The sequence below is a fragment of the Variovorax sp. AC103 genome, assembly GCF_979254005.1.
Map to the genome: position 1 here is coordinate 1 of NZ_CEEDFC010000031.1, position 26,659 is coordinate 26,659.

Genomic DNA, 26,659 nt, shown 5'->3' on the forward strand with positions numbered 1-26,659 from the left:
CCCCGCCGCCCGCACCGTCCACGCCGCCCCCGCCCGTGGTCACTCGGGACGGCCTGGCGCCCATCACCGAGGCGCAGGTGGAGCGCATCCGCGAGGCCCTCGGCGGCAAGCCGCCGAGCCCCGCGGTCGACAAGGTGCTGCGCAGCGCATCGCCGACCATCGAGTCGTTCGTGCGCACCGAGGGCTGCATCACTGCACGCAACGGCGCAGTGCTCAGCCCTTTCGCGGCGCCCGGGCGGCTGTTCGACGGCACGGGCTTCCAGGGCGGGCCGATGTCGGAGATGCAGTACCACGACAAGACCGCCTGCGTGACGGTGCAGCGCATCCAGAACTGGAAGATGGTGACGCCGAAGCTGCTGCGCTTCGAGGTGGTCTACGTGGGCGACGACGGCGAGGAACGCGCCGTGAAGCGGCACGAACTGACGCGCCAGCCGAAGGGTGGCTGGCTCTTCACGCGCTGAGAGTGCGTCAGCACCTCGGGCGCTGAGGGCGCGTCAGCGCCTCAGGCGCTGAGGGCGCGTCAGCGCCTCAGGCGCTGAGGGCGCGTCAGCGCCTCAGGCGCTGAGGGCGCATCACCACCTCAGGCGCTGAGGGCGTCCATGCGCCTTTGCGTGCGCAGCGCCACCGCGAACGACAGCTGCGCCACGATGCCCGCCCCCGCCAGCACGATGGCCGAGGCCAGCGCCGGGTTGCGGTGGCCCATGCCGGCCAGCGCGGTGCACAGCGCGCCCACGGCCATCTGCGTGAAGCCGTACAGGCCCGAGGCCGAGCCGATGACGTGCGGGTTCACGCTGATCGCCTGCGTCAGCGCGGCCGGCGACGCCATGCCGCAGCCGACCGTGAACAGGAACATGCTGGCGACGATGAGCGGCACCGACAGGTGCCCGGTGAGCGCCGCGCCGAGCAGCACGAAGGCCGCGGCCACGCTCAATGCGTTCGAGCGGACCATGAGCCGGTCGACCCGCACGCGCGAGATCAGGTGGCTGGTGAGAAAGCTGCCCAGCCACACGCCCGACACCAGGATGGCCAGGTAGATGCCCGCCTCGTGCGCCGGCCGGTGCAGCTGGTCCACGAAGATGAAGGGCGCCGATGCGATGAAGGCATACATCGACGTGGTGGCGCAGCCCCCGCCGATGGAAAAGCCCAGGAACGCCGGCGAGGCGAGCAGCTTTTTGTAGTTGCGCGCCAGGTCGCGCGCATTGACGGCCGCGCCGGGCGCGCCGGTCTCGGGCATCAGGCGCCAGGTGAACAGGAAACCGACCACGCCCAGGCCGAACAGCGCATAGAAGATCGAGCGCCAGCCCAGCGTGGTGGCCAGCGCGCCGCCGATGAGCGGCGCGAGGCTGGGGCCGACGGTGACCATGAGGTTCATCAGCGCGAGGCGGCGCGTGGCCTCCTGCGGCTCGGCGGTGTCGCGCACGATGCTGCGGCCCAGCACCAGGCCCGCGCAGCCGCCGATGGCCTGGAACAGCCGCGCGGCGATGAGCGAATGCACCTCGGGCGCCATGGCGGCGGCCAGCCCCGACACGCAATACAGCCCCAGCCCGAACAGCAGCACCGGCCGCCGCCCGTAGCGGTCGGCCAGCGGGCCGTACACCAGCTGCCCCACCGCGAGCCCGAAGATGTAGAGGCTCACCGTCATCTGCATGGCGCCCATGCCGGCGCCCAGGTTCTTCGCGGCAATGGGCAGCGCGGGCACGAAGATGTGCATGGCCAGCGTGCCGCTGAAGGTGACCAGCGCCAGCAGCCACAGCGGCGCGTGGGGGCGGCGCCGCGGCGCGGAGGTGACGGTGGCGGTCATTGCTTGGTGGTGCTCGCGCGGGCCGGGTCGGCGCCTTGCGCAAGGTTCGTATCGTCGGGCTCCCAGCCGCCGCCCAGCGCCATGAAAAGCATGACCTGGTCGTCGGACAGCTGCGCCTCGCTGGCGGCCAGCGCGGATTCGCTCGCGGCCAGCGCTCGCTCGGCGTCGAGCGAATCGAGGTAGCCGGTGCGGCCGTTCTGGTAGAGCTGGCGCGCCTGCCGCGCCACGATGGCGCTCTGGTCGCGCGAGGCTTCCAGCGCGGCGCGGCGGTCGAGTTCGCGGGCGTAGTTGCCCAGCGCGGTCTCGGTCTCGCGCAGCGCGGTGAGCACGGTGCCGTCGAACCTGGCGAGCGCGCCGCGGGTGCCGGCCTCGGCCTGTGCGATGCGCGACTGGACCACGCCGGTGTTAGGAATCGTCCACGAGATCAGCGGGCCGAGGCTGTAGCTCATGCTGTCCTTGCGGCCGAAATCGGCGGCGGTGCTGGCCGACATTGCCGACAGGCCGATCGACACGTGCGGGTACAGGTCGGCCGTTGCCACGCCGATGCGCGCGGTGGACGCGGCCAGCGTGCGCTCGGCCTGGCGGATGTCGGGCCGGCGGCGCAGCAACTGCGCGCCATCGCCCACCGGCAGCACGCCGGCCACGCGCGGCGGCGTGGTGCAGCCGGCCACTTCGCGCGGAAAGTCTTGCGGCAGTGCGCCGGTGAGCGTGGCCAGGCGGTACAGCGCGGCCTGGCGGCTGGCCTGCAGCGGCGGCAGCGCGGCGTTGAGCGACTGCAGCTGCGCGCGTGCGCGGCCCGCGTCGATGGCGCCGGCACGCCCGGCCGACTGCAGGCGCTCGGTGACGTTCACCGCGTCTTTCTGCAGGCTGACGGACTTCTGCGCGATCTCCAGGCGCAGGCCGGTGGAGCAGGCTTCGGCGTAGGCACGCGCGGTGCCGGCGGCGACGTTCACGCGCACCAGGTCGAGCGCGGCTTCGGCGGCCTCGGTGTTGGCGGCGGAGGCCTCGATGGCGCGGCGCAACTGGCCGAACAGGTCGACCTGGTACGACAGCGAGGCGCCCAGGCTGTAGTTGAAGGTGGTCGGCGGCTCGTAGCCGCGCTGCAGCAGCTGGATGCCCGACTGGTGGCCGAACGACGGCCCGCCGCTCACGCCGAGGGTGGGGTACTTGCCGCCGGCCACTTCGTCGTCGATGGCGCGCTCGCGCTCCAGGTTGGCCACGGCCTGGCGCAGGTCGGTGTTGTGCGCCAGCGCCTGCTCGACGAGGCGGTCGAGCAGCGGGTCGTGGTACAGGCGCCACCAGTGCGCGGGCAGCGGCGCGGCGCTGGCGGGCGAGCCCGCGGCGGTGCCCGCGAAAGGCTTGCCGGCGGCGCTCTGGCTGGCCACGGCTTCGGGCGGCTGCTTGTAGTCGGGGCCGACCGCCGCGCAGGCCGCGAGCGCGGCCGCGGCGGCCAGCGTCGCGATGCGAAAGACGAAGCGGGTCGTCATGGTGTTCATCCCTTCTGCGGTGCCGCCGAGGCGGGTTCAGCAGCAGGCTCGGCGGCCGTCCTGCTTTGCGCGGTCTTGTTGTCCAGCACCTGCACGGTGACCGTCTGGCCCGAGACCAGGCGCGCGCCTTGCGGCAGCGGGTCGAGCTTGATGCGCACCGGAATGCGCTGCGCCAGGCGCACCCAGTTGAAGGTGGGGTTCACGCTGGGCAGCAGGTTGGCGCTGGTGGAGCGGTCGTGGTCGGCAATGCCGGCGGCCACGCTGTCGACCGCGCCTTCGAGCACCGCGCCGCCGCCCATGGGCGTCACGCGCACGCGGTCGCCGAGGTGGATGCGCGGCAGCTTGGTCTCCTCGAAATAGCCCTCGACGTAGAACGACTGCGCATCGACCAGCGCCAGCACCGGGCGGCCCGCCGCGGCGTAGCTGCCCTGGCGCAGGTCGAGGTTGGTGACCAGGCCGTCGGTGGGCGCGCGCACTTCGGCGCGCTGCAGGTTCAGGCGGGCCGAGTCGAGCGCCACTTCGGCCTGCGCGACGGCGGCCTGCATCTGCTCGACGCGCGAGCGGGTCTGTTCGCGCGACTCCTTGGAGATGAGGTCGCTCAGGCCCACGTTGCGCGCGTTCTCGCGCTGCACCTGGGCGGCCATGGCGCGCTGCGCGGACAGCGCGGCCTGCGCCTGGCGCACGGCCAGGTCGTAGCGCGCGCGGTCCACCTCGAACAGCAGCGTGCCGGCGGCCACCGACTGGTTGTCGCGGATGGGCACGGAGGTGACCAGGCCCGACACGTCGGGCGCGATCTGCACGACGTTGGCGCGCACGCGGCCGTCGCGCGTCCAGGGCGCGAGCTCGTAGTGGTCCCACAGGCGAAGGCCCGCCCACACGGCGGCGGCCACCACGGCCACGGTCAGTAGCACGCGGCCCAGGCGCGGTGCCCAGGGGTTGTCGGAGAGGAAACTGGCTTTCATCGGAATCTCGTCAATCATTGAAGGTAGGAGGTGGCGCGGCTCAGCGCGTAGAGCAGCAGCAGGTACAGCGCCATGTCGAACAGCGCGGGGTGCCACACCCAGCGGTACACGCCGGTGGCCGCGAGCAGGCGGCGCACGGCCCACAGGGCCACGAACGCGCCGAGGGCCAGCACCATGATCCAGGGCAGGTACAGGCCGTAGAAACTGGCTTCGCCGATCATGCGGAAGCTCCTTGAACAGGTGCGCTCGCCCGCAGGGGCGGCGCGTCGGGAAAGAGGTTGCGGCGCAGGCCGACCAGGGCGGTGACGGCGGCGCGCGAGGCGGCCGGCGCGGCGGTGTCACGCGCCTGCAGCACCGCATTCAGTGCGTCGTCGATCTGCGGCAGCAGGCTGGGCGGGCGCGGGTTCATGCCGCCTTCGCCGCGCTGGCGGAAGAAGCGCGAGATGCTGCCCAGCAACGCAGCGGCAGTGGCCATCGGCAACTGCGCGCGCACGCGCTGCAGCACGGCGATGTCGGCGCCCATGCGCAGGTCGCGCAGCGCGTCGTTCGCGGCCACGCCTTCGACCGTGCCGCCCGCCTGCGCGATGCGCGGCGCGAGCAGGCCGATGCGGTCGAGCATGCGCACGGCGTAGGCGTCGCTTTGCGCGTACTGCGGTTGGGAAGAGGCGGCCATGTCGCCCAGCTCGCGCCAGGTGGCGCGCTGGATGCGGCGCGCGCTCCAGTCGGCACCCACCGAACGCACAAGGCGGGTGACGCGCGCCGCGACCACCACGCCGACGATCTGGCCGATCATGCTGTTGATGAAGCTCACCAGGTCGGAGCTGGCGGTGTCGTGCAGCGCCAGCGTGCCGCACACGCCGAAGATCAGCGCCATCGCCGGCATGAAATGCGTGGGGCGCGGCAGGTACAGGCCCAGCAGCAGAAACAGCGGCGCGCAGATGGCCACCAGCATGCCGAAGTCCTGCACCGTGGGCATCAGCACCAGCACATAGACCGCGGAGATGGGCACCGACCACAGCGTCCACTTCAGGAAGCCGTGGATGGCCGGCACCGGGTCGTCCATGGTGGCGAAGAAGCAGCAGAAGACGGCGGCCATCATGGTCGCGGCCGAGCCCATGGGCCAGCCGGTGACGATCCAGAACGCCCCGCACAGGCAGATGGCGATGACGGCGGCCAGCGCCGACAGCAGCGCCATGCCGTAGTCGCGGTGCAGCACGCGGGCGCCGAGCGCGGCGGTGCGGCGCAGCGGCGCGGCGCCCTTCAGGCCTTCGTCGATGTCCTGGCGCAACTGCGCGCAGGCGGTCCAGCCGTCGACGAGCTCTTCGAGGCGGCCGGCCAGGCCGATGCGCAGGGCGCGGCCCCAGGGGGTGGGCGCTGCCGCCGCGCCGTCAGGCGTGGCGCTCGCGCTCAGCGTGTCGATGGCACGGCGCAGGGCCTGCAGGCGTTCGGCGCGGGCCGCACGGGCCGCTGCATCGGCGGCAGGTTCGGCTTCTTCGCGCAGCCATTGCGAGGCCTGCGCGAGCACGGCCGTCACGTCGCTCGCCAGTGCGCCTTCGGCCTGCACCAGCGCCTGCAGCCGGTCTTCGACGGCGGAGAGCGCGGGCGTGAGCGCGGCCACGCGGTCCTGCATCGCGCGGATGGCGCCGGCCGTCCAGCGCAGGTGCGTGGTGTCGAAGGGCACGTGGGTGGACAGCAGGCGCAGCTGCGTGATGTCGCCGGCCAGGCGGCGGCGGTCGTCGTCAAGGCGACGGGGGTCGGCGCTTGCGCTGCGCTCGCCCTGGCCCGCGGGCTGCAGCAGGTCGCCGAGCCACTTGCGCGCGTCCACCAGCGTGCGGTCGAGCAGGCCGAGCACGGTCGGTGCGAGCCCCGCGGGAAACACCAGGCTGTGGACCAGCGTGGCGCAGAAGATGCCCAGGCCGATTTCTTCCACGCGCGCCACGGCGGTGTCGAACAGCACGAGCGGCGTCTGCACCGACGGAAAGCCGATCAGCGCGGCGGTGTAGCCCGCGAGCATGAACACGTAGGAACGCGGCGTGCGGTCGAACAGCGAGATGCACAGGCACAGGCCGACCCACAGCGCGAGCACCAGCGTCAGCAGCTCGGGGGCGTTGGACAGCGCGGGCACCAGCAGCACGGTCGCGGTGCTGCCGATGAGGGTGCCGCAGAAGCGGTACAGCGCCTTGGAGCGCACCGCGCCGGCCAGCGGATGGGCCACGACGTAGGTGGTCATGAGCGCCCAGAACGGGCGCGGCAGGCCGGCACGGCTGGCAAGGTACATCGCGAGCATGGCGGCGGCGAAGCTCTTGGCGGAAAAGAGAAGCTCCGCGCGGGTGAAGCGCGGAAGGCTGAGCGTGGCCATCTACTTGCGGCCTTCCTCGGCAAGCGCAGGCTGCGCGGGCAGGTTCTGCACGGTGCGAACGCCCATGCGCTCCTCGAGCACGCCGAACACGCGCAGGCAGGCGGCAATGTCGGCGTCGGGCACGCCGTCGAACAGCGACGCGCGCATCAACGTCAAGGCGGCCTCGAGGGGGGCGCAGGTGGCCTTGCCGGCCTCGGTGAGGTGCAGGGTCTTGGCACGGCGGTCGGCCGGGTCTTCGCGGCGCTCGACCAGGCCCGCCTCGACCAGCTGGTCGACCGAACGCACCAGCGACGGGCCTTCGATGCCCAGCGCCTCGGCGAGCACGCCCTGGCGCACCTCGCCGTTCATGCGCCCGAGCATCACGATGGGGTAGGCCAGCGTCTGCGACACGCCGACGTGCGCCACCGCCTTGTCGGCCGCCGCGCGGTAGCCGCGCTGCAGCACCGCGAGCGACGTGCCGAGCCGCATCAGCGCCTGTTCGCGCGGCTGTGGGAGGGTGTCGGGTTCGATCACGGTAGCTGCCTATTAGTTAGTCTGCTACCGATTGTACGGGTTACTACTGATTCGTGCAGGCGAGCCTTTACAGCCCGGTCAATGCGGCCCGGACAATGGCCCGATGGAAACGGAAAAACTCGCCCACAACATTGCGCAAACGCTGGCAGGCGCCATGGCCTCGCCCAGCTTCTCGGCCGACGACTACCTCGATGCCCGGGACGAAGCGCCCTTCGACACCGACTGGTCCGATGCGCACGCGGGCCTTCAACGTGCGCTGAAGCGCCAGCCAGCAAAGACCCGCGAGCAGATCGAAGCGGCCTCGGCTGCGTTGCGCGAACCGGTGTTCAGGCAGGTGTTCGCTGCCTGCGGCAGCCACGACCTCGCGGCCTGCCTGTCGGACGATGCCGGCCTGATCCTGGAAGCGGCGCTGGCCGGGGTGTCATCGGCGTGGGTCGACGCGCTGCGCAGTTGCTACGCGTCGCATCGTCTGCCCCAAGGCGCGCTCGATGCGCGCGAGGCATGACGACGGCATGCAGCCGTCGCCAGAAAGAAAAGTGTGAAGCTCGCCGATAAGCCGGATTCTGTGCATCGAGGGCCTCTTGCGAAACCCTCGACGTGACCGCCATTACTCTGGGCCGTTTGTCGCCAAACGGCTCGATGCCACCTACCCGCCAGCTCAGCGGAACCACCTCGATACTGGCCTACTTGGTGTTGCTGCGCGCAGAGATTGCCCGTTTCACCCGAACTGAATCGGCTCGTCTCTGTTGCTCTGATCCTCACCTCACGGTGGAGAGTCGTTAACTCCTGCGCTGTCCTGTGCAGTCCGGACGTTCCTCCAGTGCGGTCTTTCGACACGGCGCCTTGCGGCGTCGCCCCTTTCGGGCTTGCACCAGCGGCGGTCTGGCGTGCTTCACGGGGCGGATTATCGCCTCATGAAGAAAGCGCCGGGCCGCTGTAACCCCGCGCCCCGTCGGTGCGAACTAGGAGTTGCATTCGAAAAAACCTCGACCACCACCGACTGAAGGCCTGTCATGACGCAAAAAACTGGACGCCGCTTCGCCCTCGCCGCCGGCGCCTCGACCCTGGGGCTGGCCGTGGCCCAATCCCTCGGCCTGTTCGGCGCCGGCACGCGCCGGGCGCAGGCCGCGCAGAACGAGACCTTCGCGGTCACACACACCGAGGCCGAATGGCGCAAGCTGCTCGACGCCAACCAGTTCTCGGTGCTGCGCCAGGAAGGCACCGAGCGCCCCTACACGAGCCCGCTGAACGACGAGCACCGGGCCGGGCGCTTCGCCTGCGCGGGCTGCGCGCTCGACCTGTTCTCCTCAAAGACCAAGTTCGACAGCAAGACCGGCTGGCCCAGCTTCTGGCAGCCGCTGGACAAGGCCGTGGGCGAGCACACCGACCGCTCGTTCGGCATGGCCCGCACGGAGGTGCACTGCAGCCGCTGCGGCGGCCACCTGGGCCATGTGTTCGACGACGGGCCCAAGCCCACCGGGCTGCGCTACTGCATGAACGGCGTGGCGATGAAGTTCACACCCGGAACGGCCTGACCCTCCTGCGCGGGGCGCGCAGCCGCGCGCCGAAAGCGGCCCGGCGTCACGCCCGCATGGCGTGTGAACGCGCGGTTGAACGCGGCCTCCGAGCGGTAGCCGACCGCTTCGCCCACGGAGGCGGTGTCCTGCCCGCCGCGGGCCAGCAGCCGCGACGCGAGTTCCATGCGCAGCAAGGTCAGCAACTCCAGCGGGCCGGTGCCCGTGCGCCGGGCGAACTCGCGCGCGAAGGTGGCGCGCGACAGATGGCAGCGCTCGGCCAGCAAAGCCACGGTCCATGGATGTTCGGGATGCGCCAGCATGGCCTCCAACCCGGCGGCCAGCCGGGTGCTGGCCATGAGGCCGAGCACGCCCGGCAGTTCGGCCCGCGTCTCGAGGTACGCCCGCACCCCCAGCGTGAACAGCGTGCCCGACAGTTCCGCCACGATGGCCGCCGCGCCCGGGCGCTGCTGCTCGATCTCGTGCGCCATCAGCCGCACCAGCGCTTCGAGCCACACGAACTCCGGTCGCCGCGCAAAGCAGACCACCATGCACTCGGGCAATGCCTCGAGCAGCGCGCTGCGCCGCCGGCCCGGGAACTCGAACTCGCCGCAGAGGATGTCGGTGTCGGCCTTGGCCGGTTGGCGCAGGTTGGTCTTCAGGTCGAGCAATTCGCCATGCCGCAGCCGGATTGCGCGGCCCGTACCCCGGCCTGCGGTTTCGGCATCTGCATCTGTGCGGGCTTCGCGCCCCGCGGTGCGCAGCACATGCGCCGAGCCCCTGGGCAGGATCACGAGGCTGCCCTCTTCCAGCGGCACCAGCGTGCCGCTTTCCGGCAGCCACAGTTCGCAGCGCCCCCGCAACAAGATGTGGAACGGCGCGCGCCACGGGCCGACGGGTTCGTGCGGCGCAGCCCAGTCGTGGCCGAACAGGCAGCGCAGGTCCATGCGGCCGCGCGGGTCCAGCCATCCGACGAGTTCGCTCAAGGGGTCCATAGGCTTTGATGTGAGACGCTGGAGCAATTTCAAGAGATTCTGCAGCATTCAAAATCCTGGCATGCAGGCCTACAGTTCATTCAGCTACTCCCAAGAGGTGAACAGAAATGAACTCAGATCGCACGCCCGTTCCGGTGTCCTTTTTCAGCATGGCCGTCGGCTTGCTGGCGCTGGGCAACGCCTGGCGCGTGGCGGCGCCGCTGTGGCATCTGCCGCAGGACATCGCCACCGCCATCACCTGGAGCGGCCTTGCCGCATGGGTTGCGTTGCTCGCGCTGTACGCGCACAAGTGGCTGCGCCATGCGGACGATGCGCGCGCCGAGATCGAACACCCGGTGCAGTCCTCGTTCGCCGCGCTGGTGCCGGTGGCCAGCATGCTCGCGGCCATGGCGCTGCTGCCGTACACGCGGCCGGTGGCGCTGGCGGTGTTCGCGCTGTCCATCGCCGGGCAGTTCGCGCTCGGCCTGTGGCTCTACGGCCGGCTGTGGCAAGGCGGGCGCAAGCCCGAGCTGGTGACACCCGCCCTCTACCTGCCGGCGGTGGCGCAGAACTTCGTCGCCGGCACGGCGGCCGCCAGCTTTGGTTGGCCGCACCTGGGCATGCTGTTCTTCGGCGCCGGCCTGTTCTCGTGGTTCGCCCTCGAATCGCTGGTCCTGAGCCGCGCCGCCATCCAGGACCCCCTGCCCGAAACGCTGCGCCCGCTGCTCGGCATCCAGCTGGCGCCGGCGGTGGTGGGCGGCGTGACGTACATGGGCATCAACGGCGGCGTGCCCGACCTGTTCGCGCAGATCCTGCTGGGCTACGGCATGTACCAGGCGCTGCTGCTCCTGCGCCTGCTGCCGTGGATCGCCCGGCAAGCCTTCACGCCGTCCTACTGGGCCTTCAGCTTCGGCGTGGCAGCACTCCCCACGCTCGCGATGCGCCTGCTCGCCGGCGGTGCGACAGGTCCGGTCGAATGGCTCGCGCCGCTGCTGTTCGCAGCGGCCAACCTGATCATCGGCGTGATGGTGGCCAAGACCCTTGCGCTGCTGGTGCAGGGCAGCCTGTTGCCATCCGCAACACCCTCGCGCTGAAAGCGCGGCGGGCTGGTCCCACAATGCGCGCTGTCCGTCCGACCAACGCATTGCATCCCAGGAGACCCGACCCATGAAGGCCCAGAACATCCTCCAGACCATCGGCAACACGCCGCACATCCGCATCAACCGCCTGTTCGGCAATGCGAAGCAGCAGGTGTGGATCAAGTCCGAGCGCGCCAACCCCGGCGGCTCGATCAAGGACCGCATCGCGCTCGCAATGGTGGAAGACGCCGAGAAGAGCGGCGCGCTCAAGCCCGGCGGCACCATCGTGGAGCCCACCTCGGGCAACACCGGCATCGGCCTGGCGATGGTGGCGGCCGTCAAGGGCTACAAGCTCATCCTGGTGATGCCCGACAGCATGTCGGTCGAACGCCGCCGCCTGATGCTGGCCTACGGCGCCAGCTTCGACCTGACGCCGCGCGCCGGCGGCATGAAGGCCTCCATTGCCCGCGCCGAGGAAATCGTGGCCGGCACGCCGGGCGCGTGGATGCCGCAGCAGTTCAACAACCCGGCCAACGTCGAGGTGCACGTGCGCACCACGGCCGAGGAAATCGCGGCCGACTTCCCCGACGGCATCGACGTGCTCATCACCGGCGTGGGCACGGGCGGCCACATCACCGGCGTGGCGCGGGTGCTCAAGAAGAAGTGGCCGAAGCTGCAGGTGTTCGCAGTGGAGCCGGTGGCTTCGCCTGTGATCTCGGGCGGCGCGCCGGCGCCGCACCCGCTCCAGGGCATCGGCGCGGGCTTCATCCCGAAGAACCTCGACACCTCGCTGCTCGACGGCGTGCTGCAGGTCGACGCCGAACCGGCGCGCGAAATGGCGCGTCGCTGCGCGCAGGAAGAAGGCATGCTGGTGGGCATCTCGTCGGGCGCCACGCTCGCGGCCATCGCCCAGAAGCTGCCTTCGCTCGCACCCGATGCGGTGGTGCTGGGCTTCAACTACGACACCGGCGAGCGGTACCTGTCGGTCGAAGGCTTCCTGCCGGCCTGACAGGCGGTAACAGGGCCATCCGTCAGCTATCCCTTTCATAGCGCCTGCGGCGCTTAAAATGCGCGGCCTGCTTGATAACCACAAGCCCTACGCCGCCCCCATGCTGAGAATCTCCGAACTCAAACTCCCACTCGACCACGCGCCCGACGCGCTGGTCACCCTGATCGCAAGAACGCTGGCCGTTCCGCTCGACGCGATCGCCTCGCACACCGTCTACAAGCGCAGCTTCGACGCGCGCAAGGTCGAACTGCTCACGGTCTACATCTGCGACGTGCAGCTGACCGACGCGCAGCTCGAGGCCAGCCTGCTTGCGCAGCACGCGGGCCACCCGCACATCCAGGCCGCGCCCGACATGCGCTACACACCGCCGGCCGATGCACCCGAGGGCACGGCGCGGCCGGTGGTCATCGGCTTCGGCCCCTGCGGCATCTTCGCGGCGCTGATGCTCGCGAAGATGGGTTTCAGGCCCATCGTGCTGGAACGAGGCAAGACCGTGCGCCAGCGCACCCGCGACACCTGGGGCCTGTGGCGCAAGAGCACGCTCAACCCCGAGTCGAACGTGCAGTTCGGCGAAGGCGGCGCCGGCACCTTCTCCGACGGCAAGCTGTACAGCCAGATCAAGGACCCGCGCTTTCTCGGACGCAAGGTGATGGAAGAGTTCGTGAAGGCCGGCGCGCCCCCCGAGATTCTTTACGTCGCGCATCCGCATATCGGCACCTTCAAGCTGGTGAAGGTGGTGGAGAACATCCGCGAGCAGATCGTGGCGCTGGGCGGCGAAATTCGTTTCGAGCAGCGCGTGACCGACGTGCACATCGAAGATGGCCATCTGCGTGGCCTCACCGTGCTCGACCAGACGACCGGCACCCGCAGCGACCTGCGCGCCGACCACGTCGTGATGGCGCTGGGCCACAGCTCGCGCGACACCTTCGAGATGCTGCATGCGCGCGGCGTGCACATCGAGGCCAAGCCCTTCTCCATCGGCTTTCGCGTGGAGCACCCGCAAGGCCTGATCGACCGCGCGCGCTGGGGCCGCCATGCGGGCCACCCGCTGCTGGGCGCGGCCGACTACAAGCTGGTGCACCACGCGAGCAACGGCCGCTCGGTCTACAGCTTCTGCATGTGCCCCGGCGGCACCGTGGTCGCGGCCACCAGCGAGCCGGGCCGCGTGGTCACCAACGGCATGAGCCAGTACTCGCGCAACGAACGCAACGCCAACGCGGGCATCGTGGTGGGCATCGACCCCAAGGACTTCCCAGGCTGGAAAGCCGATGCACCGGGCGACGCGCTCGCGGGCATCGTGCTGCAGCGCGAGCTCGAATCCAATGCCTACGTGCTCGGCGGCAGCAACTACCACGCGCCCGGCCAGCTGGTGGGCGACTTCGTCGCGGGCAAGCCTTCCACCGCGCTCGGCAGCGTGACGCCGTCGTACAAGCCCGGCGTGACGCCCACCGACCTGCACCAGGCCCTGCCCGCCTACGCCATCGAGGCCATGCGCGAGGCCTTCCCCGCCTTCGGCCGCAAGATCAAGGGCTTCGACACGCACGACGCGGTGCTCACGGGCGTGGAAACGCGCACCTCGTCGCCCATCCGCATCACGCGCGGCGACGACTTCCAGAGCCTCAACGTGCGCGGCCTGTACCCCGCCGGCGAAGGCGCGAGCTACGCGGGCGGCATCCTGTCGGCCGGCGTGGACGGCATCAAGGTGGCCGAGGCCGTGGCGCATGCCGTGCTGGCCGCGTCCGAGCGCGAACGCACCGCGAACGTCTGATGCACGCCCTCTCTTTCGCTCGCCCCACCTTCGGCCAGTTGACCGCGGCCACGCTGGCCATGGCCGCGGTGGTGCTGGCGTCCAACATCCTGGTGCAGTTCGCCCTCAACGACTGGCTGACCTGGGGCGCCTTCACCTACCCGGTGGCCTACCTCGTGAGCGATCTCGTCAACCGGCGCTTCGGCCCCGGCATGGCGCGGCGCGTGGCGTGGGTCGGCTTCGCGGTGGCCGTGGGCGTGTCGCTGCTGCTCGCGCCCGCGCGCATCGCGGCGGCCTCGGGGCTGGCCTTCATCGCCTCGCAGCTGCTCGACATCGGCGTGTTCGACCGCCTGCGCCGCGGCCTCTGGTGGCGCGCGCCGCTGGTGGCCACGGTGATCGCTGCGGTGCTCGACAGCATCGTGTTCTGGGGCATCGCCTTCGCGGGCACCAACGGGCCCTGGCTCACCTGGGCGCTGGGCGACCTCGGGGTGAAGCTGGGCGTGGGCGTGCTCATGCTGCTGCCGTTCCGGCTGCTGATCGGCCGGCAGGCCGCCCGGGCTTCGGCCCTGAGCCATTGAGGTCCAACGATGTCGAACGACGGCTTTCACTTCTACGAACCGGCCAAGGGCCACGGCCTGCCGCACGACCCGTTCAACGCGATGGTCGGGCCGCGCCCCATCGGCTGGATCTCGTCGCAGGACGAAAACGGCGTGCTCAACCTCGCGCCCTACAGCTTCTTCAACGCCTTCAACTACACGCCGCCCATCGTGGGCTTCGCCAGCATCGGCGCCAAGGACAGCCTGCACAACATCCGCCAGACGCGCGAGTTCGGCTGGAACCTGGCCACGCGCCCGCTGGCCGAGCAGATGAACCGCTCGTGCGCCGCCGTGCCGCCCGAGGTGAACGAGTTCGAGCTTGCAGGGCTCACAACGGCCGCCTCCCAAACCATCGCCGTGCCGCGCGTGGCCGAAAGCCCGGTGTCCTTCGAGTGCCGGCTCACGCAGATCCTGCAGCTCGAAGGGGTCGACGGCACGCCCGTGCAGACCTGGCTGGTGCTGGGTGAAGTGGTGGGCGTGCACATTGCCCGCCACCTGCTGAAAAACGGCATCTACGACACCGCCGCGGCGCAACCGATCTTGCGCGGCGGCGGACCGGCGGACTATTTCGAAGTCAGCCCCGACAATCTCTTCAAGATGTTCCGGCCGCGCTGAACGCGCACCGGGCTTCATTTCTTTCCTCTTTCATTCCACCGCGCCCCTCGCCGCGCCCCCCGCATGACCGACGCTTCCACCGCCAACCCGAAGACGAACGCGCGCCCGCCCCGGCGCCAGCAACTGGACATGGCCGATCAGCTGAAGCAGCTGCAGGCCGGTCCCGATGCGGGCACGGGCGCCAGCGCGGAATCGCCCGCGCAGCCGCAGCAGCCACGCGAACCCCGTGAACCACGTGAACCCCGCCAGTCCCGCCCGCCCCGGCAGAACAACCAGGGCGGCGGCAACCAGCGCCCGCAGCGCCAGCAGCAGCAACCCCGCAATCAGGCAGCGCAAGGCCAGGGCCAGGGCCAGGCCCAGCCCCAGCGCACGCCGCGCAAGGTCAGCCCGGTGCTCGAACGGCTGTTCGAGCTGTACCCGCAGCTCTTCGGCGCGCGCTTCGTGCCGCTGAAGCTCGGCGTGTACGAAGAGCTGCTTGCGCGCCACCCGGAAGACTTCAAGGCCGAAGACCTGAAGATCGCCATGGGCCAGCACGCGCGCTCCACCCGCTACCTGGAGAGCGTGGCCGCCGGCCTGGCGCGCCACGACCTCGACGGCAACGCGCTCGACCCGGTCGCGCCCGAGCATGTGCACCACGCCATCCTGGAGCTGCACCGCCGCCGCTCGCAGCGCAACAACGGCGAAGACCTGCGCCCGCAGCTGGTGGCGCGCATCGCCAAGGCGGTCGAGGCCTCGGGCCTGGACCGCGAAGCCTATGCGGTGCTGGTGCGCTCGCGCGACGAGAACAACAACGCCGTGGTCGACGAAGCCCTGGCCGAACTCGCCCAGCAGGCGGCCAAGCGCGAAGCGCTGCTGCGCGCCTTCGAGGCCAGCGGCCGCAGCGAGCAGGAGTTCGCCGACATGTACGGCATGAAGCACGGCGACGTGACGCGCACCCTGCAGCGCGCCCGCGCCGACCGTGCAGCGCCTGTGGCAGCCAAGGCGCCGGAAGCGGCGCCGGCGGCGACGCAGGCACCCGGCGCACAAGCAGCAGCGCCGGAAGCGCAAGCGGCTGCCGAGGCTGCTGAAACGCCCGCCGCATCGCAAGCGCCTGCCGAAGCACCTGCCGCACCCGCCACGCCCGAAGCGCCCGCCGCAGACTGAGCAAGCCGCGCACGAAAAAAAACCGCCACAGCGATGTGGCGGTTTTTTTCATGGTGCGGCCGTCGTCGCCGCCTCGCCGCTGCCCGCGGGCTCAGCGCGCGTTCTGCAGCGCCGCAATGCGCTCTTCGATCGGCGGGTGCGTGGCGAACAGCTTGCCCATGCTGCCGGTGATGCCCATGGCCTCCACCGCCTTCGGCAGCTCGCCGGCCGGCAGGCCGCCCAGGCGCGCGAGCGCGTTGATCATGGGCTGCTTCTGGCCCATGAGCGCGGCGGCGCCGGCGTCGGCGCGGAATTCGCGGTGGCGCGAGAACCAGGCCACCACCATCGCGGCGGCGAAGCCGAGCACGATGTCCAGCACGATGGTGCTCACGTAGTAGCCGATGCCCGGGCCCGACGAGCGGTCGTCGCCGCGGCGCAGGAAGCTGTCGACCGCATAGCCGATCACGCGCGACAGGAACACCACGAAGGTGTTCATCACGCCCTGGATCAGCGTCATCGTCACCATGTCGCCATTGGCGATGTGGGCCACCTCGTGGCCGATGACGGCCTCGACCTCTTCGCGCGTCATGCCCTGCAGCAGGCCGGTGGACACCGCCACCAGCGACGAGTTCTTGAATGCGCCGGTGGCGAAGGCGTTGGGCTCGCCCTCGAAGATGCCGACCTCGGGCATGCCGATGCCGGCCTTGTCGGCAAACTTGCGCACCGTGCCGACGATCCATGCCTCGTCGGGCGTCTGGGGGTTGTCGATCATGCGCAGGCCGCTGGTCCACTTGGCCATGGGCTTGCTGATGAGCAGCGAGATGATCGCGCCGCCGAAACCCATCACCAGCGCAAAGCCGAGCAGCGCGCCCAGGTTGAGCCCGTTGGCCGTGAGGAAGCGGTTCACGCCGAGCAGGCTGGCGACCACGCCCAGCACGGCAACGACCATCACATTGGTCAGGACGAACAGCAGGATACGTTTCAAGTTGAATTCTCCGTGGGGAAACTTGCCACCTAGATAAGGGCCCCTGGGCCCTCTTCAAGCCATGCGCGGCATGGAGGGCCCGGGTGTCGTGGTGTGTTGCAGGGCACTCCGCGCGGCGGCAGCAGGGAGAACCATGATAGGAGCAAAAGTTGCGGCGCCCGGGTATTCCCCGCTGCCGCAAAGGCCTGTAGCCCCTTCAGAAAAGGCCCGTCGCGCCCGGTGCCGGGCGGGTGGCGATGTCGGCATGCAGCCGGCTGCGGCGGCGCATGCCCTGCGCGAAGCGCCACGCGAACAGCACGCCGTTGACCAGCACCAGCGCCAGCCCGAACAGCGCCCACAGCGTGTGCGCGCCGGCCGCCGCGGCCTGCGTGGCGTCGCGGTGCGGGTCGATGTGCAGGCGCACCGCGCCCGAGCCGTCCGTGTCGCTGGCCGTCACAAGCCCCGCAAGAACGAAGGGCTTCACGCCTTCGGGCGCGGCATTGCGCTGCAGGCGCGCCCAGCGGCCGAGCAGCGAATCGTCGCCGGTGTCCTCGCCGTCGACGGCCGCCGCGGCTTCGACCACGGCCGCATCCGCGTCGTCGGCCACGGTGGTGCCTTCCTCGTTCGCCGGGCGTTGCACGCCGCCGATCGGCGCCGTGGACACCAGCACCACGCCGCCGCGGGCCGGCACGATGGCGGGACGCGCCGCCTCGATCTTCGCGGCGACCAGGCCGTCGACCGACTGCCGCACCGCGCGCTGCAGGGTGGCCAGCTGGCTGCGCGTCAGCACGAGGTCGGCGTTTTCCTTGTCCGGCGCCGCGCTCGCGGCCAGCGCCGCCCAGCTGCGGATCGGGGTGTCGGTGCCGTCGGTCTCCACCGAGGCTTCCACCGTGTTCACGATGGCCTGCTGCAGGTTGCGGCAGCCGCCCGGCGAGAGGCCTTCGCTGTCCTTGCAGGCCGCCTCCACCGTGGCCACGGTGCGATCGAAGCGGCGCACGATCATCGGCACGTTCTCGCGCGCGCGGTACGCGGCCAGCGGGTCGGCGCCCTGGCCCATTTGCATGCGCAGCATCGCCATGAGGCTGGCGGCAATGCCGTTTTCCGATGCGCGGATGAAGTCGGGGCTCCCGAGGGCCACGATGCTTTCGGGGATCTTCAGCTCGGGCACCACGGGCGCCTGGCCGTTCCAGCGCACCTGGGTGCAGTCGACCACGGGCGCCGTGCGGTTGCCGTCGCCGTGGCCGCCCATGCCGATCTCGCAGCGGCCTTCGCCCTTCAGGCTCACCAGGCTGCCCCACTTGGGCGGCTGGGCGGCCAGCTGCGCGGCGTCGGTGTACGCCGGCGCTTCTTCATGCAGGACCGATTGCGCGACCAGCGCCAGGTCGCCGCGCAGGTCGGCGCGCGGATCGGGCAGCGACAGCGCCAACGCCGCCAGCGCAAGCAGGCCGACCAGCAGGTGCAGCAGATGGCGCCCCCAGTACGCGGGGCGGAAGCGCCGCCATTCGTCGGCCACCGACCACTTGTCGCCGAAGCTCAACGCGCTGCAGTCGCTGGCGCGCAGTTCGGCCTCGATCACCTCGCCATACGGCGTGGAAGGCGCATGCGCCCAGTGCGAAGGCAGTGCGACGCTGAGCTTGTCGCCGAGAAAAAGGCCCACGCGCTTGATCGCCACGTTGCCCGCGTTGACCACGGCAATCTCGTTGAGCATGCCGCGCACGCGGTTGACCTGTTGCGGATGGCGCTCGGCCGAGGTGCCGGAAGGCCGGCGCACGAAGAGCCATGCGGCGCACAGGCCCGCAACCAGCCCCGCGCCCAGCAGGTACGCCTGCGCGGCGCGCGTGGCGTCCCAGGTGGCGAGCCACAGCAGCGCGAACGCCAGCAGCCACACCAGCGCCGAGCCCCAGCCGCTGCCGCGTCCCACGCGGCTCTCGACTTCCTCGGGCGTCTCGGCGCGCTGGTTCAGGATGACGACCTCGCCGCGCTTGTAGCGCGCGTCCGGGTCGCTCGCCACCGAGGCGGCGGCCTCGGGTGCGCGCAGGCCGGCGCCGGGTTCCACGTCGTCCAGGCTGGGCAGCGCGCCGGGCTCGCCGCGCTTCCATTGCGCGTCCTGCGCCTGCTGGCGCTGCGCGCGCTGGCGGCCTTCAAGCAGGTCGAAGCCGTTCACGCGGATCACCACCGCGCACTTCTTGCTCAACACCACCAGCGCCTCGTTGTACGCCTCGACGTACTCGATGGCATCGTAGGGCAGCAGCACGTCGACGTCGCCGATGGTGTCGTGCTCGGTGGACGAACCTTGCGACTGCAGGCCGTGCCGCAGGAAGGCGCCGCTGAGTTCGCGCACGTCGTCCTCGACGGTGAGGCCCTGCCCCATCAGGAACGGCTGCAGCGCGGACTTTTCTTCGTCGGTGATGCGGCGAAGCACCGGCCTGTCACGGAAGCCCTTCAGCGCGCTCTTGTTGCCGGAGCGGCGCGAGGCATAGACGATGAGGCTGTAGATCGCGTAAAGGATCAGCCCGACCTTGAGAACGATGATGACGGTGTCCATGTTTTTATTGACTCTCCTCTGATTGAAATTCTGTGCGACACGCCGAGACGCGGCGCGAGACGCAGCTGCGGGGCCCTGGGGCCGCGTGCACGAAGCGCTGCAAAAGCTAGGGGGTCGGCGTCTGCGGCAACGGCCGGAAGACCTGCGCGTCGGCGTAGAAGGACGCGGCCGTATTGTCCGCGCACCAGCCTGGCACGCCGAGCACCGGCAGGGGAACGAAAGGCTTCGTTTCCAGGCTTTTCGCATCGAGATTTCGCGCAATCGCGGCGTCGGCCTCGTCGGCCGCACCGCCGGGGGCGATGAACCCGCGCAGGTCGTGCGCAAGCAGCACGTGCGCGGTGATCGGCTTGCGCGGTGTCACGAGTTTCTCGAGCAGCGCGTGGCCGAACAGCAGCAGCCGCGCTTCGTTCCACAGCCCGCGCCGTGCGACGAACAGCGTGTGCCAGTCGCGTGCGACCAGCGCCTGCCACAGCGCGGGCGGCGCATCGAGCAGCGCACCGTTCTCGTCGAACAGCGTGAGCGCGTCGCGCAACGACCCGCGCACGTCGCCGACGCCCGCGCGCGCGATCTCGCTTGCCTGCAGCTCGTTGAGGCGGCGCTTGGCCTGCGGAAAGGCGAGCCACACGAGGCCGTTGAACAGGTCGTGCAGGTTGTCGCGGGTGGGAACGGTGCGGGTCTGGAAGATATGCGCTTCGTAGGCCCGGCCCGCGGGCAGCGCGTGCTGGGCCACGAAGTCGGGCGCCGAAGCGGGCCTGGCGCCTTGCAGCGCCGCGGCCATCGAGGTGTGCAGCGCGGCCTGCGCCACCGCTTCGCCGTGGGCGCGATAGGGCGCCAGCCAGGGCTGCGCCCAGTCGACGGCCGGCAGGCTCAAGAGGTGGAGGCGCCCGTCCAGCGGATGCGGTCGGGGTGCTGCATGACCACGAACTCCGCCGTGAGCTTGTCGAACAGCTTGAGCGAGCTGCCGTGCTTGCCGAGCAGGCCCGCGGCGCGCAGGGCCTGGGCCACGTCGTTGAGCTGCACGTCGGCGCCGCTGCGCAAGGCGGGCACGGCCTGCAGGATGAATTCCGCCGCCTCGGAGGTGGGCGGTTTCTGCGGCACCTGCGGCTTGGCGGCCTTGGCTGTCTTGCGCGCTGGCGTCTTGGCCGCGGCCTTGCGGGCAACCGGTGCAGGCGCGGACGCGGGGGCCGCCGGCGCTGCGGCCGCGCTGCTCGCGCGCGTCGTTCGTGTCTTTTTGGCGGGTGCCGACTTGGCCGCCGCCTTCTTCGCGGTCGCGGTGCGCACCGCGGGCTTCACGCCGTGGTGTTCCAGGTCGATGAACGCGTCGTAGATGCCGACCGTTTCCTCGCCCGTCTTGCCCTGCTGGCCGATGCCGCAGACGCGGCAGCCCTTTTCGCGCAGCCGGATCACCAGCGGCGCAAAGTCGGAGTCGGACGACACCAGCACCACCACGTCGGGCCGCTCGTCGATCACGAGGTCGATGGCGTCGACCGCAAGCGCGATGTCGGTGCTGTTCTTGCCTGTCGACAGGTTCACCATCGGGCGCACCTGCAGCCGCTTGAACATGGCCTGCCGGTTCACCGCCATCTCGGCGTTGCAGTAGGCGCGGCGCACATGGATGGCGCCGTAGTCGTCCATCGTGCGCTGCACGGCCTGTTCGATCACGTCGGCCGAGACGTTGTCGGCGTCGATCAGCAGCATCACGCGCGGTGTCGGGGTCATGCGAGCTTCCAGTTGATCGTTTCGCCGCCGCGCAAGGGCTTGAGCGTGGCCTCGCCGTAGGGCACGGTCTCGGGCACGGTCCAGCTCTCGCGCTGGAGCGTGACGGTGTCGGTGTGGCGCGGCAGCTCGTAGAAGTCGGGGCCGTGGAAGCTCGCGAAGCCTTCGAGCTTGTCGAGCGCGTTCACGCTGTCGAAGGCCTCGGCGTACATCTCGATGGCAGTCAGCGCGGTGTAGCAGCCCGCGCAGCCGAGCGCGTGCTCCTTCAGGTGCGCCGGGTGCGGCGCGCTGTCGGTGCCCAGGAAGAAGCGGTCGCTGCCGCTGGTGGCCGCCTCGACCAGCGCCACGCGGTGCGTCTCGCGCTTGAGCACGGGCAGGCAGTAGTAGTGCGGACGGATGCCGCCGGTGAAGATGGCGTTGCGGTTGTACAGAAGGTGGTGCGCCGTGATGGTGGCGGCGGTGAAGCGGCCGGCGTCGCGCACGTAGTGGGCACCTTCCTTCGTGGTCAGGTGCTCGAACACCACCTTCAGTTCGGGGAAGTCGCGGCGCAGCGGAATCATCACGCGGTCGACGAACACGGCCTCGCGGTCGAACAGGTCGATGGCGGGGTCGGTCACCTCGCCGTGCACCAGCAGCAGCAGGCCGTGCTTCTGCATGGCCTCGAGCGTCTTGTAGGTCTTGCGGATGTCGGTCACGCCGGCATCGCTGTTGGTGGTGGCGCCGGCCGGGTAGAGCTTGAGCGCGCGCACACCGGCTTGCGCGGCCAGGGCGATTTCTTCGGGCGGCAGCTTGTCGGTGAGGTAGAGCGACATCACCGGCTCGAAGGCCACGCCCTCGGGCACGGCGGCGCGGATGCGGTCGCGGTAGGCCAGCGCCTGGGCGGCGGTGGTCACGGGCGGGCGCAGGTTGGGCATGATCAGCGCGCGGCCGAACTGGCGGGCGCTGTGGGGAACGACGGCTTCGAGGGCGGCGCCATCGCGCACGTGCAGGTGCCAGTCGTCGGGGCGGGTGATCGTGAGGGTGTCTGTCATGGCGGGGGCGATTGTCGCATCGGCCCCGCGGCGCGCGCGGCGCTGCGGCCAGCGTTGCCCCCGGCCTTCGTCAGCGGCCGCTACCGCTGGAACACCCGGCAGGTGCGCGCCCCCGCGGCCTGCACCCACTTGAAGAAATTGACCGAGCTGCGTGCGCCCTTCTTCGGCGGCCAGGGGTCGAGAACGCGCAGCGTGGTGCCGCGTCCGCTCGGGTCGCAGTCGCCGCGGATGCCCGCGACCACCACCGTGTGGCCAGGCCGGCCCACGCCTTGCGCATAGCCCTTGGGGCCCCACAGCATGTCGAGCATGACTGGGCCCTCCTGCAGCGCGGCGCGCAGCGATGCGAGCGACCAGGGCGACGGCGCGCGCACCGTGAGGCCGTGCGCCTGCGCGAAGCGCCAATCGCCTTCCGTCCCTCCTTCGGCGCCCTCTTCGCGGGTGCCGACGAAGGGGTGCAACGCGCCGTCGGTGGCCAGCAGGTCGCCGGGCGTGCGCGCCAGCACCGCCGCCACGGTGGAGCGGGTCATCATCGCGATGCCGGCGGCCCAGCACAGCGCAGGCTCCAGCGGCGGAATCAGCGCCACGGGATGCAGGATGGGCGCCTCGCGCTCGCCGTCGAACGCCACGTTCTGCGTGCACGGGCCGGCCTCGCCGTCTTCCACCAGCCAGTGCGCGGCCTGCAGCCGCAGCACCGCGGCGCGGGTGCGCGGGCCGTAGTCGCCGTCGATGGCCAGCGCGGGGCTGGGCGACAGCTTGCGGTTCAGCGCCTCCTGCAAGCGGCGCACGTCGGCGCCGCGCCAACCCTGTTTCAGCGTGATCATTGGGATTCCCTCTCCTGACGCTTGAATCGCGGACTCTGGAATAAGCGTGTTTGCATTGTCAAAACGCAGCCGCAGCGCGTCTATTCGCCGGATGGCGTAGCCGTCAGGTCATGTACGCAGCGGAAGCGCCAACGGTTTCAGCGGCTGGCACATGTCGTGCTTGAGAGCTTCTCCTGAACCTTTCAGTCACCCATCCACCGGAGTTCCATGTGAAGCGTGCCGCCCCTGCCCTGTTCCTGAACCCCCTGGCCGCCTGCGCGGCACTCGCTGCGCTGATGCTGGCCGCGCCCGGCGCCATGGCGCAGGAGAAGACGCTGCGCATCGCCATGACGGCCGCCGACATTCCGCGCACGCTGGGCCAGCCCGACCAGGGGTTCGAGGGCAACCGCTTCACCGGCATCCCCATCTACGACTCGCTCACGCAGTGGGACCTGTCCAAGGCCGACGCGCCCAGCGTGCTCATTCCGGGCGTGGCCACCGCATGGGCGGTCGATGCCAAGGACAAGACCAAGTGGGTCTTCAAGCTGCGCCCCGGCGTCAAGTTCCACGACGGCTCGGCCTTCACCGCCGACGCCGTGGTGTGGAACGTGCAGAAGGTGCTCGACAAGGACGCCCCGCAGTTCGACCCCAGCCAGGTCGGCGTGACGGCCTCGCGCATGCCCACGCTCAAGTCGGCCCGCAAGATCGACGACCTGACCGTGGAGCTCACCACCAGCGAGCCCGACGCCTTCCTGCCGATCAACCTGTCGAACCTGTTCATGGCCTCGCCCGCGCACTGGCAGAAGAAGTTCGACGCCGCCGCCGGCGCCACGCCCGCCGACAAGGCCAAGGCCGCCTGGACCGCCTTCGCCGCCGACCCCTCGGGCTCGGGCCCGTTCAAGGTCACGCGCTTCGTGGCGCGCGAGCGTCTGGAGCTCGCCGCCAACAAGACGTACTGGGACGCCAGGCGCGTGCCCAAGATCGACAAGGTCGTGATGATCCCCATGCCCGAGGCCAACGCGCGCACCGCCGCGCTGCTCGGCGGGCAGGTCGACTGGATCGAGGCGCCCTCGCCCGACGCCATGGCGCAGATCACGCAGCGCGGCTTCAAGGTCTATTCGAACGCGCAGCCGCACGTGTGGCCGTGGCAGCTGTCATTCGCCGAAGGCTCGCCCTGGCTCGACAAGCGCGTGCGCCAGGCCGCCAACCTGTGCATCGACCGCGGCGGCATGAAGCAGCTGCTGGGCGGGATGATGGCCGAGCCCAAGGGCACCGTGCCGCCGGGCCACCCGTGGTTCGGCAAGCCGACCTTCGACATCAGGTACGACGTGAAGGCCGCGCAGGCCCTCATGACGCAGGCCGGCTACTCGGCGGCCAAGCCGATCAAGGTGAAGGTGCAGATTTCTGCCTCGGGCTCGGGCCAGATGCAGCCGCTGCCCATGAACGAGTTCGCCCAGCAGTCGCTCAAGCAGTGCTACTTCGACGTGCAGTTCGACGTGATCGAATGGAACACGCTGTTCACCAACTGGCGCAAGGGCGCAAAGGACCCGTCGGCCAACGGCGCCAACGCGGTCAACATCAGCTTCGCGGCCATGGACCCGTTCTTCGCGATGGTGCGCTTCGTGAGCACCAAGGCCTTTCCGCCGGTGTCGAACAACTGGGGCTACTACGGCAACCCCGAAGTCGACAAGCTGGTGGCCGACGCACGCACCAGCTTCGACGACAAGGCGCGCGACGCCGCACTCGCCAAGCTGCACACGCACATCGTGGACGACGCGCCCTTCGTGTGGATCGCGCACGACGTGGGTCCGCGCGCCATGTCGGCCAAGGTCAAGAACGTGGTGCAGCCCAAGAGCTGGTTCATCGACATCGCGACCATGACGATGGACTGAGCGCGTCGTTCGGCCAGCCCCCCCCGCCAGCCATTCCAGACGATGTTCGCCTACCTCCTGCGCCGCGTGCTCTACGCCGTGCCGATCATGATCGGCGTGGCCCTCGTGTGCTTCCTGCTCGTGCACATCGCGCCGGGCGACCCGCTGGTGTCGATCCTGCCGCCCGACGCCTCGGCCGAGCTGCAGGCGCAGCTGCGCGAGCTCTACGGCTTCAACCGCTCGCTGCCCGAGCAGTTCGCCATGTGGCTGTGGCGCGCGCTGCACGGCGACCTGGGCACCTCCATCGCCAGCAACCGCGCGGTGGCCGGCGAGGTGTTCACCGCCGTGGGCAACACGCTGCGGCTGGCGGTGGTGGCCACCTTCATCGGCTTCGTGCTGGGCTGCCTGTTCGGCTTCGTGGCGGGCTACTTCCGCGGCTCGTGGGTCGACCGCCTGGCCTCGATGTTCTCGGTGCTGGGCGTGAGCGTGCCGCACTACTGGCTGGGCATGGTGATGGTCATCGTGTTCTCGTCGCAGCTCATGTGGCTGCCGGCCACCGGCGCGGGGCCCGGCGGCTCGGGCGAGTGGGCCTGGAACTGGGAGCACCTGCAGTTCCTGGTGTTGCCGGCGCTCACCATGTCGGTGATTCCCATGGGCATCATCGCGCGCACGGTGCGTGCGCTGGTGGCCGACATCCTCGACCAGGAGTTCATCGTCGGGCTGCGCGCCAAGGGGCTCACGCACGTGGGCGTGTTCCGCCACATGGTGAAGAACGCGGCGCCCACGGCGCTGGCGGTCATGGGCCTGCAGCTGGGCTACCTGCTCGGCGGCTCCATCCTCATCGAGACCGTGTTCTCCTGGCCTGGCACCGGCTTCCTGCTGAACTCGGCCATCTTCCAGCGCGACCTGCCGCTGCTGCAGGGCACGATCCTGGTGCTGGCGCTGTTCTTCGTGCTGCTCAACCTGCTGGTCGACGTGCTGCAGACCCTGCTCGACCCGCGCATCGCGCGCGCCTGAAGAAGACAAAGACACCCCAAAGACACACCCCATGTCCACCGTGCTCGCTTCTTCTCCTTCCTCCTCTTCCACGCCCGAGCCGCTGCCGATGCAGCGCTCGCGCGGCTACTGGGCCTCGGTGTGGCTGCGCCTGCGGCGCGACCCGGTGGCCGTGGGCGCGGCCGTCGTGGTGCTGCTGCTGGTCGCGCTGGCGCTGTTCGGCCCGTGGCTCGCGCCGTCCGACCCCTACCAGGCGTCGATGCTCAAGCGCCTGAAACCCATCGGCACCGAGGGCCTGCCCCTGGGCAGCGACGAGCTGGGCCGCGACATGCTCTCGCGGCTGATCGTGGGCGCGCGGCTGTCGCTGTTCATCGGCATCACGCCGGTGCTGTGCGCCTTCGTGCTGGGCACGGTGATCGGCATCGTCGCGGGCTACGCGGGCGGCATCGTCAACACGCTCATCATGCGCACCATCGACGTGTTCTACGCCTTCCCGTCGGTGCTGCTGGCGATTGCGCTGTCGGGCACGCTGGGCGCGGGGGTGGTCAATTCGCTGATCTCGCTGACCATCGTGTTCATTCCGCAGATCGCGCGCGTGGCCGAGAGCGTGACCACGCAGGTGCGCACGCGCGACTACGTGGAGGCCGCGCGCGCCTCGGGTGCCAGCCCCTTCACCATCGTGCGGGTGCATGTGCTGGGCAATGTGCTGGGCCCGATCTTCGTGTACGCCACGAGCCTGATCGCGGTGTCGATGATCCTGGCCTCGGGCCTGTCGTTCCTGGGCCTGGGCGTGAAGCCGCCCGAACCCGAATGGGGCCTGATGCTCAACACGCTGCGCACCGCGATCTACGTTCAGCCGTGGGTGGCGGCGCTGCCGGGGGCGATGATCTTCATCACCTCGATCTCCTTCAACATCCTGTCCGATGGCCTGCGCTCGGCGATGGACAACAAGGGCTGA

General features: G+C 70.2%; 25 protein-coding genes and 1 other RNA gene. 12 read left to right on the forward strand and 14 right to left on the reverse strand.

Annotated elements, in window-relative coordinates; translation table 11 throughout:
* Positions 1–461 (forward strand): hypothetical protein (locus AC0IYU_RS31605; protein WP_472125430.1); only part of this gene is annotated, 461 nt, incomplete at its 5' end.
* Between the two features lie 119 nt (positions 462–580).
* On the opposite strand, the gene AC0IYU_RS31610 is transcribed toward AC0IYU_RS31605, so the two are convergent.
* The 6 genes from AC0IYU_RS31610 to AC0IYU_RS31635 are packed head-to-tail and all read right to left on the reverse strand — an operon-like array spanning position 581 to position 7,077.
* On the reverse strand, positions 581–1,801 hold the full coding sequence (locus AC0IYU_RS31610; protein WP_472125432.1) for a multidrug effflux MFS transporter: 1,221 nt from the start codon (positions 1,799–1,801) through the stop codon (positions 581–583).
* Positions 1,798–3,297: an efflux transporter outer membrane subunit gene (locus AC0IYU_RS31615; RefSeq protein WP_472125435.1), complete on the reverse strand. Its 1,500-nt coding sequence runs from the start codon at positions 3,295–3,297 to the stop codon at positions 1,798–1,800. The genes AC0IYU_RS31610 and AC0IYU_RS31615 overlap by 4 nt, the downstream gene beginning before the upstream one ends.
* Positions 3,294–4,250, reverse strand: a complete 957-nt coding sequence (locus tag AC0IYU_RS31620) for an efflux RND transporter periplasmic adaptor subunit (protein WP_472125438.1) — start codon at positions 4,248–4,250, stop codon at positions 3,294–3,296. Before AC0IYU_RS31620 ends, AC0IYU_RS31615 begins: the two co-directional genes overlap by 4 nt.
* A 14-nt stretch (positions 4,251–4,264) precedes the next feature.
* On the reverse strand, positions 4,265–4,471 hold the full coding sequence (locus tag AC0IYU_RS31625) for a DUF1656 domain-containing protein (RefSeq protein WP_435445155.1): 207 nt from the start codon (positions 4,469–4,471) through the stop codon (positions 4,265–4,267).
* A complete protein-coding gene (locus tag AC0IYU_RS31630; protein ID WP_472125441.1) occupies positions 4,468–6,609 on the reverse strand; it encodes an FUSC family protein in 2,142 nt (713 codons plus the stop codon). The genes AC0IYU_RS31625 and AC0IYU_RS31630 overlap by 4 nt, the downstream gene beginning before the upstream one ends.
* Positions 6,610–7,077 (reverse strand): MarR family winged helix-turn-helix transcriptional regulator, encoded by a 468-nt coding sequence (locus tag AC0IYU_RS31635; RefSeq protein ID WP_472125565.1) that lies wholly within the window; start codon positions 7,075–7,077, stop codon positions 6,610–6,612.
* Positions 7,078–7,225: 148 nt separating this feature from the next.
* Here AC0IYU_RS31635 and AC0IYU_RS31640 point away from each other — a divergent pair, with 148 nt between their 5' ends.
* Positions 7,226–7,627, forward strand: a complete 402-nt coding sequence (locus AC0IYU_RS31640; RefSeq protein ID WP_472125444.1) for a hypothetical protein — start codon at positions 7,226–7,228, stop codon at positions 7,625–7,627.
* 31 nt (positions 7,628–7,658) lie between these two features.
* On the opposite strand, the gene rnpB is transcribed toward AC0IYU_RS31640, so the two are convergent.
* An RNA gene (gene rnpB / locus AC0IYU_RS31645) (RNase P RNA component class A) lies at positions 7,659–8,016 on the reverse strand.
* A gap of 119 nt (positions 8,017–8,135) precedes the next feature.
* Between rnpB and msrB the strand changes: the two genes are divergently transcribed.
* On the forward strand, positions 8,136–8,657 hold the full coding sequence (msrB, locus tag AC0IYU_RS31650; RefSeq protein WP_472125447.1) for a peptide-methionine (R)-S-oxide reductase MsrB: 522 nt from the start codon (positions 8,136–8,138) through the stop codon (positions 8,655–8,657).
* Here msrB and AC0IYU_RS31655 read toward each other — a convergent pair.
* Positions 8,609–9,622 (reverse strand): AraC family transcriptional regulator, encoded by a 1,014-nt coding sequence (locus tag AC0IYU_RS31655; RefSeq protein WP_472125449.1) that lies wholly within the window; start codon positions 9,620–9,622, stop codon positions 8,609–8,611. The two genes, msrB and AC0IYU_RS31655, sit on opposite strands and share 49 nt — an antisense overlap.
* A 116-nt stretch (positions 9,623–9,738) precedes the next feature.
* On the opposite strand from AC0IYU_RS31655, the gene tehA reads away from it, so the two are divergent.
* From tehA to AC0IYU_RS31685, 6 genes are all read left to right on the forward strand, one after another.
* On the forward strand, positions 9,739–10,704 hold the full coding sequence (tehA, locus tag AC0IYU_RS31660) for a dicarboxylate transporter/tellurite-resistance protein TehA (RefSeq protein WP_472125452.1): 966 nt from the start codon (positions 9,739–9,741) through the stop codon (positions 10,702–10,704).
* Positions 10,705–10,777: 73 nt separating this feature from the next.
* Entirely contained in the window at positions 10,778–11,698 is a 921-nt protein-coding gene (gene cysK / locus AC0IYU_RS31665) for a cysteine synthase A (RefSeq protein WP_472125455.1), read from the forward strand.
* Between the two features lie 100 nt (positions 11,699–11,798).
* Entirely contained in the window at positions 11,799–13,466 is a 1,668-nt protein-coding gene (locus AC0IYU_RS31670; RefSeq protein WP_472125457.1) for an NAD(P)/FAD-dependent oxidoreductase, read from the forward strand.
* Positions 13,466–14,023: a VUT family protein gene (locus AC0IYU_RS31675; RefSeq protein WP_472125460.1), complete on the forward strand. Its 558-nt coding sequence runs from the start codon at positions 13,466–13,468 to the stop codon at positions 14,021–14,023. Before AC0IYU_RS31670 ends, AC0IYU_RS31675 begins: the two co-directional genes overlap by 1 nt.
* Before the next feature lie 9 nt (positions 14,024–14,032).
* Complete coding sequence (locus tag AC0IYU_RS31680) at positions 14,033–14,656, forward strand: flavin reductase family protein (RefSeq protein ID WP_435486283.1); 624 nt, start codon at positions 14,033–14,035, stop codon at positions 14,654–14,656.
* A gap of 63 nt (positions 14,657–14,719) precedes the next feature.
* Positions 14,720–15,799 (forward strand): ProQ/FinO family protein, encoded by a 1,080-nt coding sequence (locus AC0IYU_RS31685; RefSeq protein WP_472125462.1) that lies wholly within the window; start codon positions 14,720–14,722, stop codon positions 15,797–15,799.
* A gap of 91 nt (positions 15,800–15,890) precedes the next feature.
* Here AC0IYU_RS31685 and htpX read toward each other — a convergent pair whose 3' ends face one another.
* The 6 genes from htpX to AC0IYU_RS31715 form a co-directional block, all read right to left on the reverse strand.
* Positions 15,891–16,763 carry a protease HtpX gene (gene htpX, locus AC0IYU_RS31690; protein WP_435486285.1) on the reverse strand — a complete coding sequence of 291 codons (873 nt, stop codon included), beginning with the start codon at positions 16,761–16,763 and terminating at the stop codon, positions 15,891–15,893.
* Between the two features lie 196 nt (positions 16,764–16,959).
* Complete coding sequence (locus tag AC0IYU_RS31695; RefSeq protein WP_472125465.1) at positions 16,960–19,287, reverse strand: IgaA/UmoB family intracellular growth attenuator; 2,328 nt, start codon at positions 19,285–19,287, stop codon at positions 16,960–16,962.
* Between the two features lie 106 nt (positions 19,288–19,393).
* A complete protein-coding gene (locus tag AC0IYU_RS31700) occupies positions 19,394–20,158 on the reverse strand; it encodes a DUF3025 domain-containing protein (RefSeq protein WP_472125467.1) in 765 nt (254 codons plus the stop codon).
* The gene (locus tag AC0IYU_RS31705) at positions 20,155–21,006 is read right to left on the reverse strand and encodes an NYN domain-containing protein (RefSeq protein WP_472125470.1); all 852 of its coding nucleotides are present in this window, start codon (positions 21,004–21,006) and stop codon (positions 20,155–20,157) included. The genes AC0IYU_RS31700 and AC0IYU_RS31705 overlap by 4 nt, the downstream gene beginning before the upstream one ends.
* Positions 21,003–22,034 carry a dihydroorotase gene (gene pyrC, locus AC0IYU_RS31710; protein WP_472125473.1) on the reverse strand — a complete coding sequence of 344 codons (1,032 nt, stop codon included), beginning with the start codon at positions 22,032–22,034 and terminating at the stop codon, positions 21,003–21,005. Before pyrC ends, AC0IYU_RS31705 begins: the two co-directional genes overlap by 4 nt.
* Positions 22,035–22,114: 80 nt before the next feature.
* Positions 22,115–22,855, reverse strand: a complete 741-nt coding sequence (locus AC0IYU_RS31715) for a peptidoglycan-binding protein (RefSeq protein ID WP_472125476.1) — start codon at positions 22,853–22,855, stop codon at positions 22,115–22,117.
* 209 nt (positions 22,856–23,064) lie between these two features.
* Between AC0IYU_RS31715 and AC0IYU_RS31720 the strand changes: the two genes are divergently transcribed.
* The 3 genes from AC0IYU_RS31720 to AC0IYU_RS31730 are packed head-to-tail and all read left to right on the forward strand — an operon-like array spanning position 23,065 to position 26,659.
* Positions 23,065–24,726, forward strand: a complete 1,662-nt coding sequence (locus AC0IYU_RS31720; RefSeq protein WP_472125479.1) for an ABC transporter substrate-binding protein — start codon at positions 23,065–23,067, stop codon at positions 24,724–24,726.
* A 42-nt stretch (positions 24,727–24,768) separates the two neighbouring features.
* Positions 24,769–25,722, forward strand: coding sequence for an ABC transporter permease (locus AC0IYU_RS31725; protein WP_435437995.1), 954 nt, complete (start codon positions 24,769–24,771; stop codon positions 25,720–25,722).
* A gap of 31 nt (positions 25,723–25,753) precedes the next feature.
* Positions 25,754–26,659 carry an ABC transporter permease gene (locus AC0IYU_RS31730; RefSeq protein ID WP_435493984.1) on the forward strand — a complete coding sequence of 302 codons (906 nt, stop codon included), beginning with the start codon at positions 25,754–25,756 and terminating at the stop codon, positions 26,657–26,659.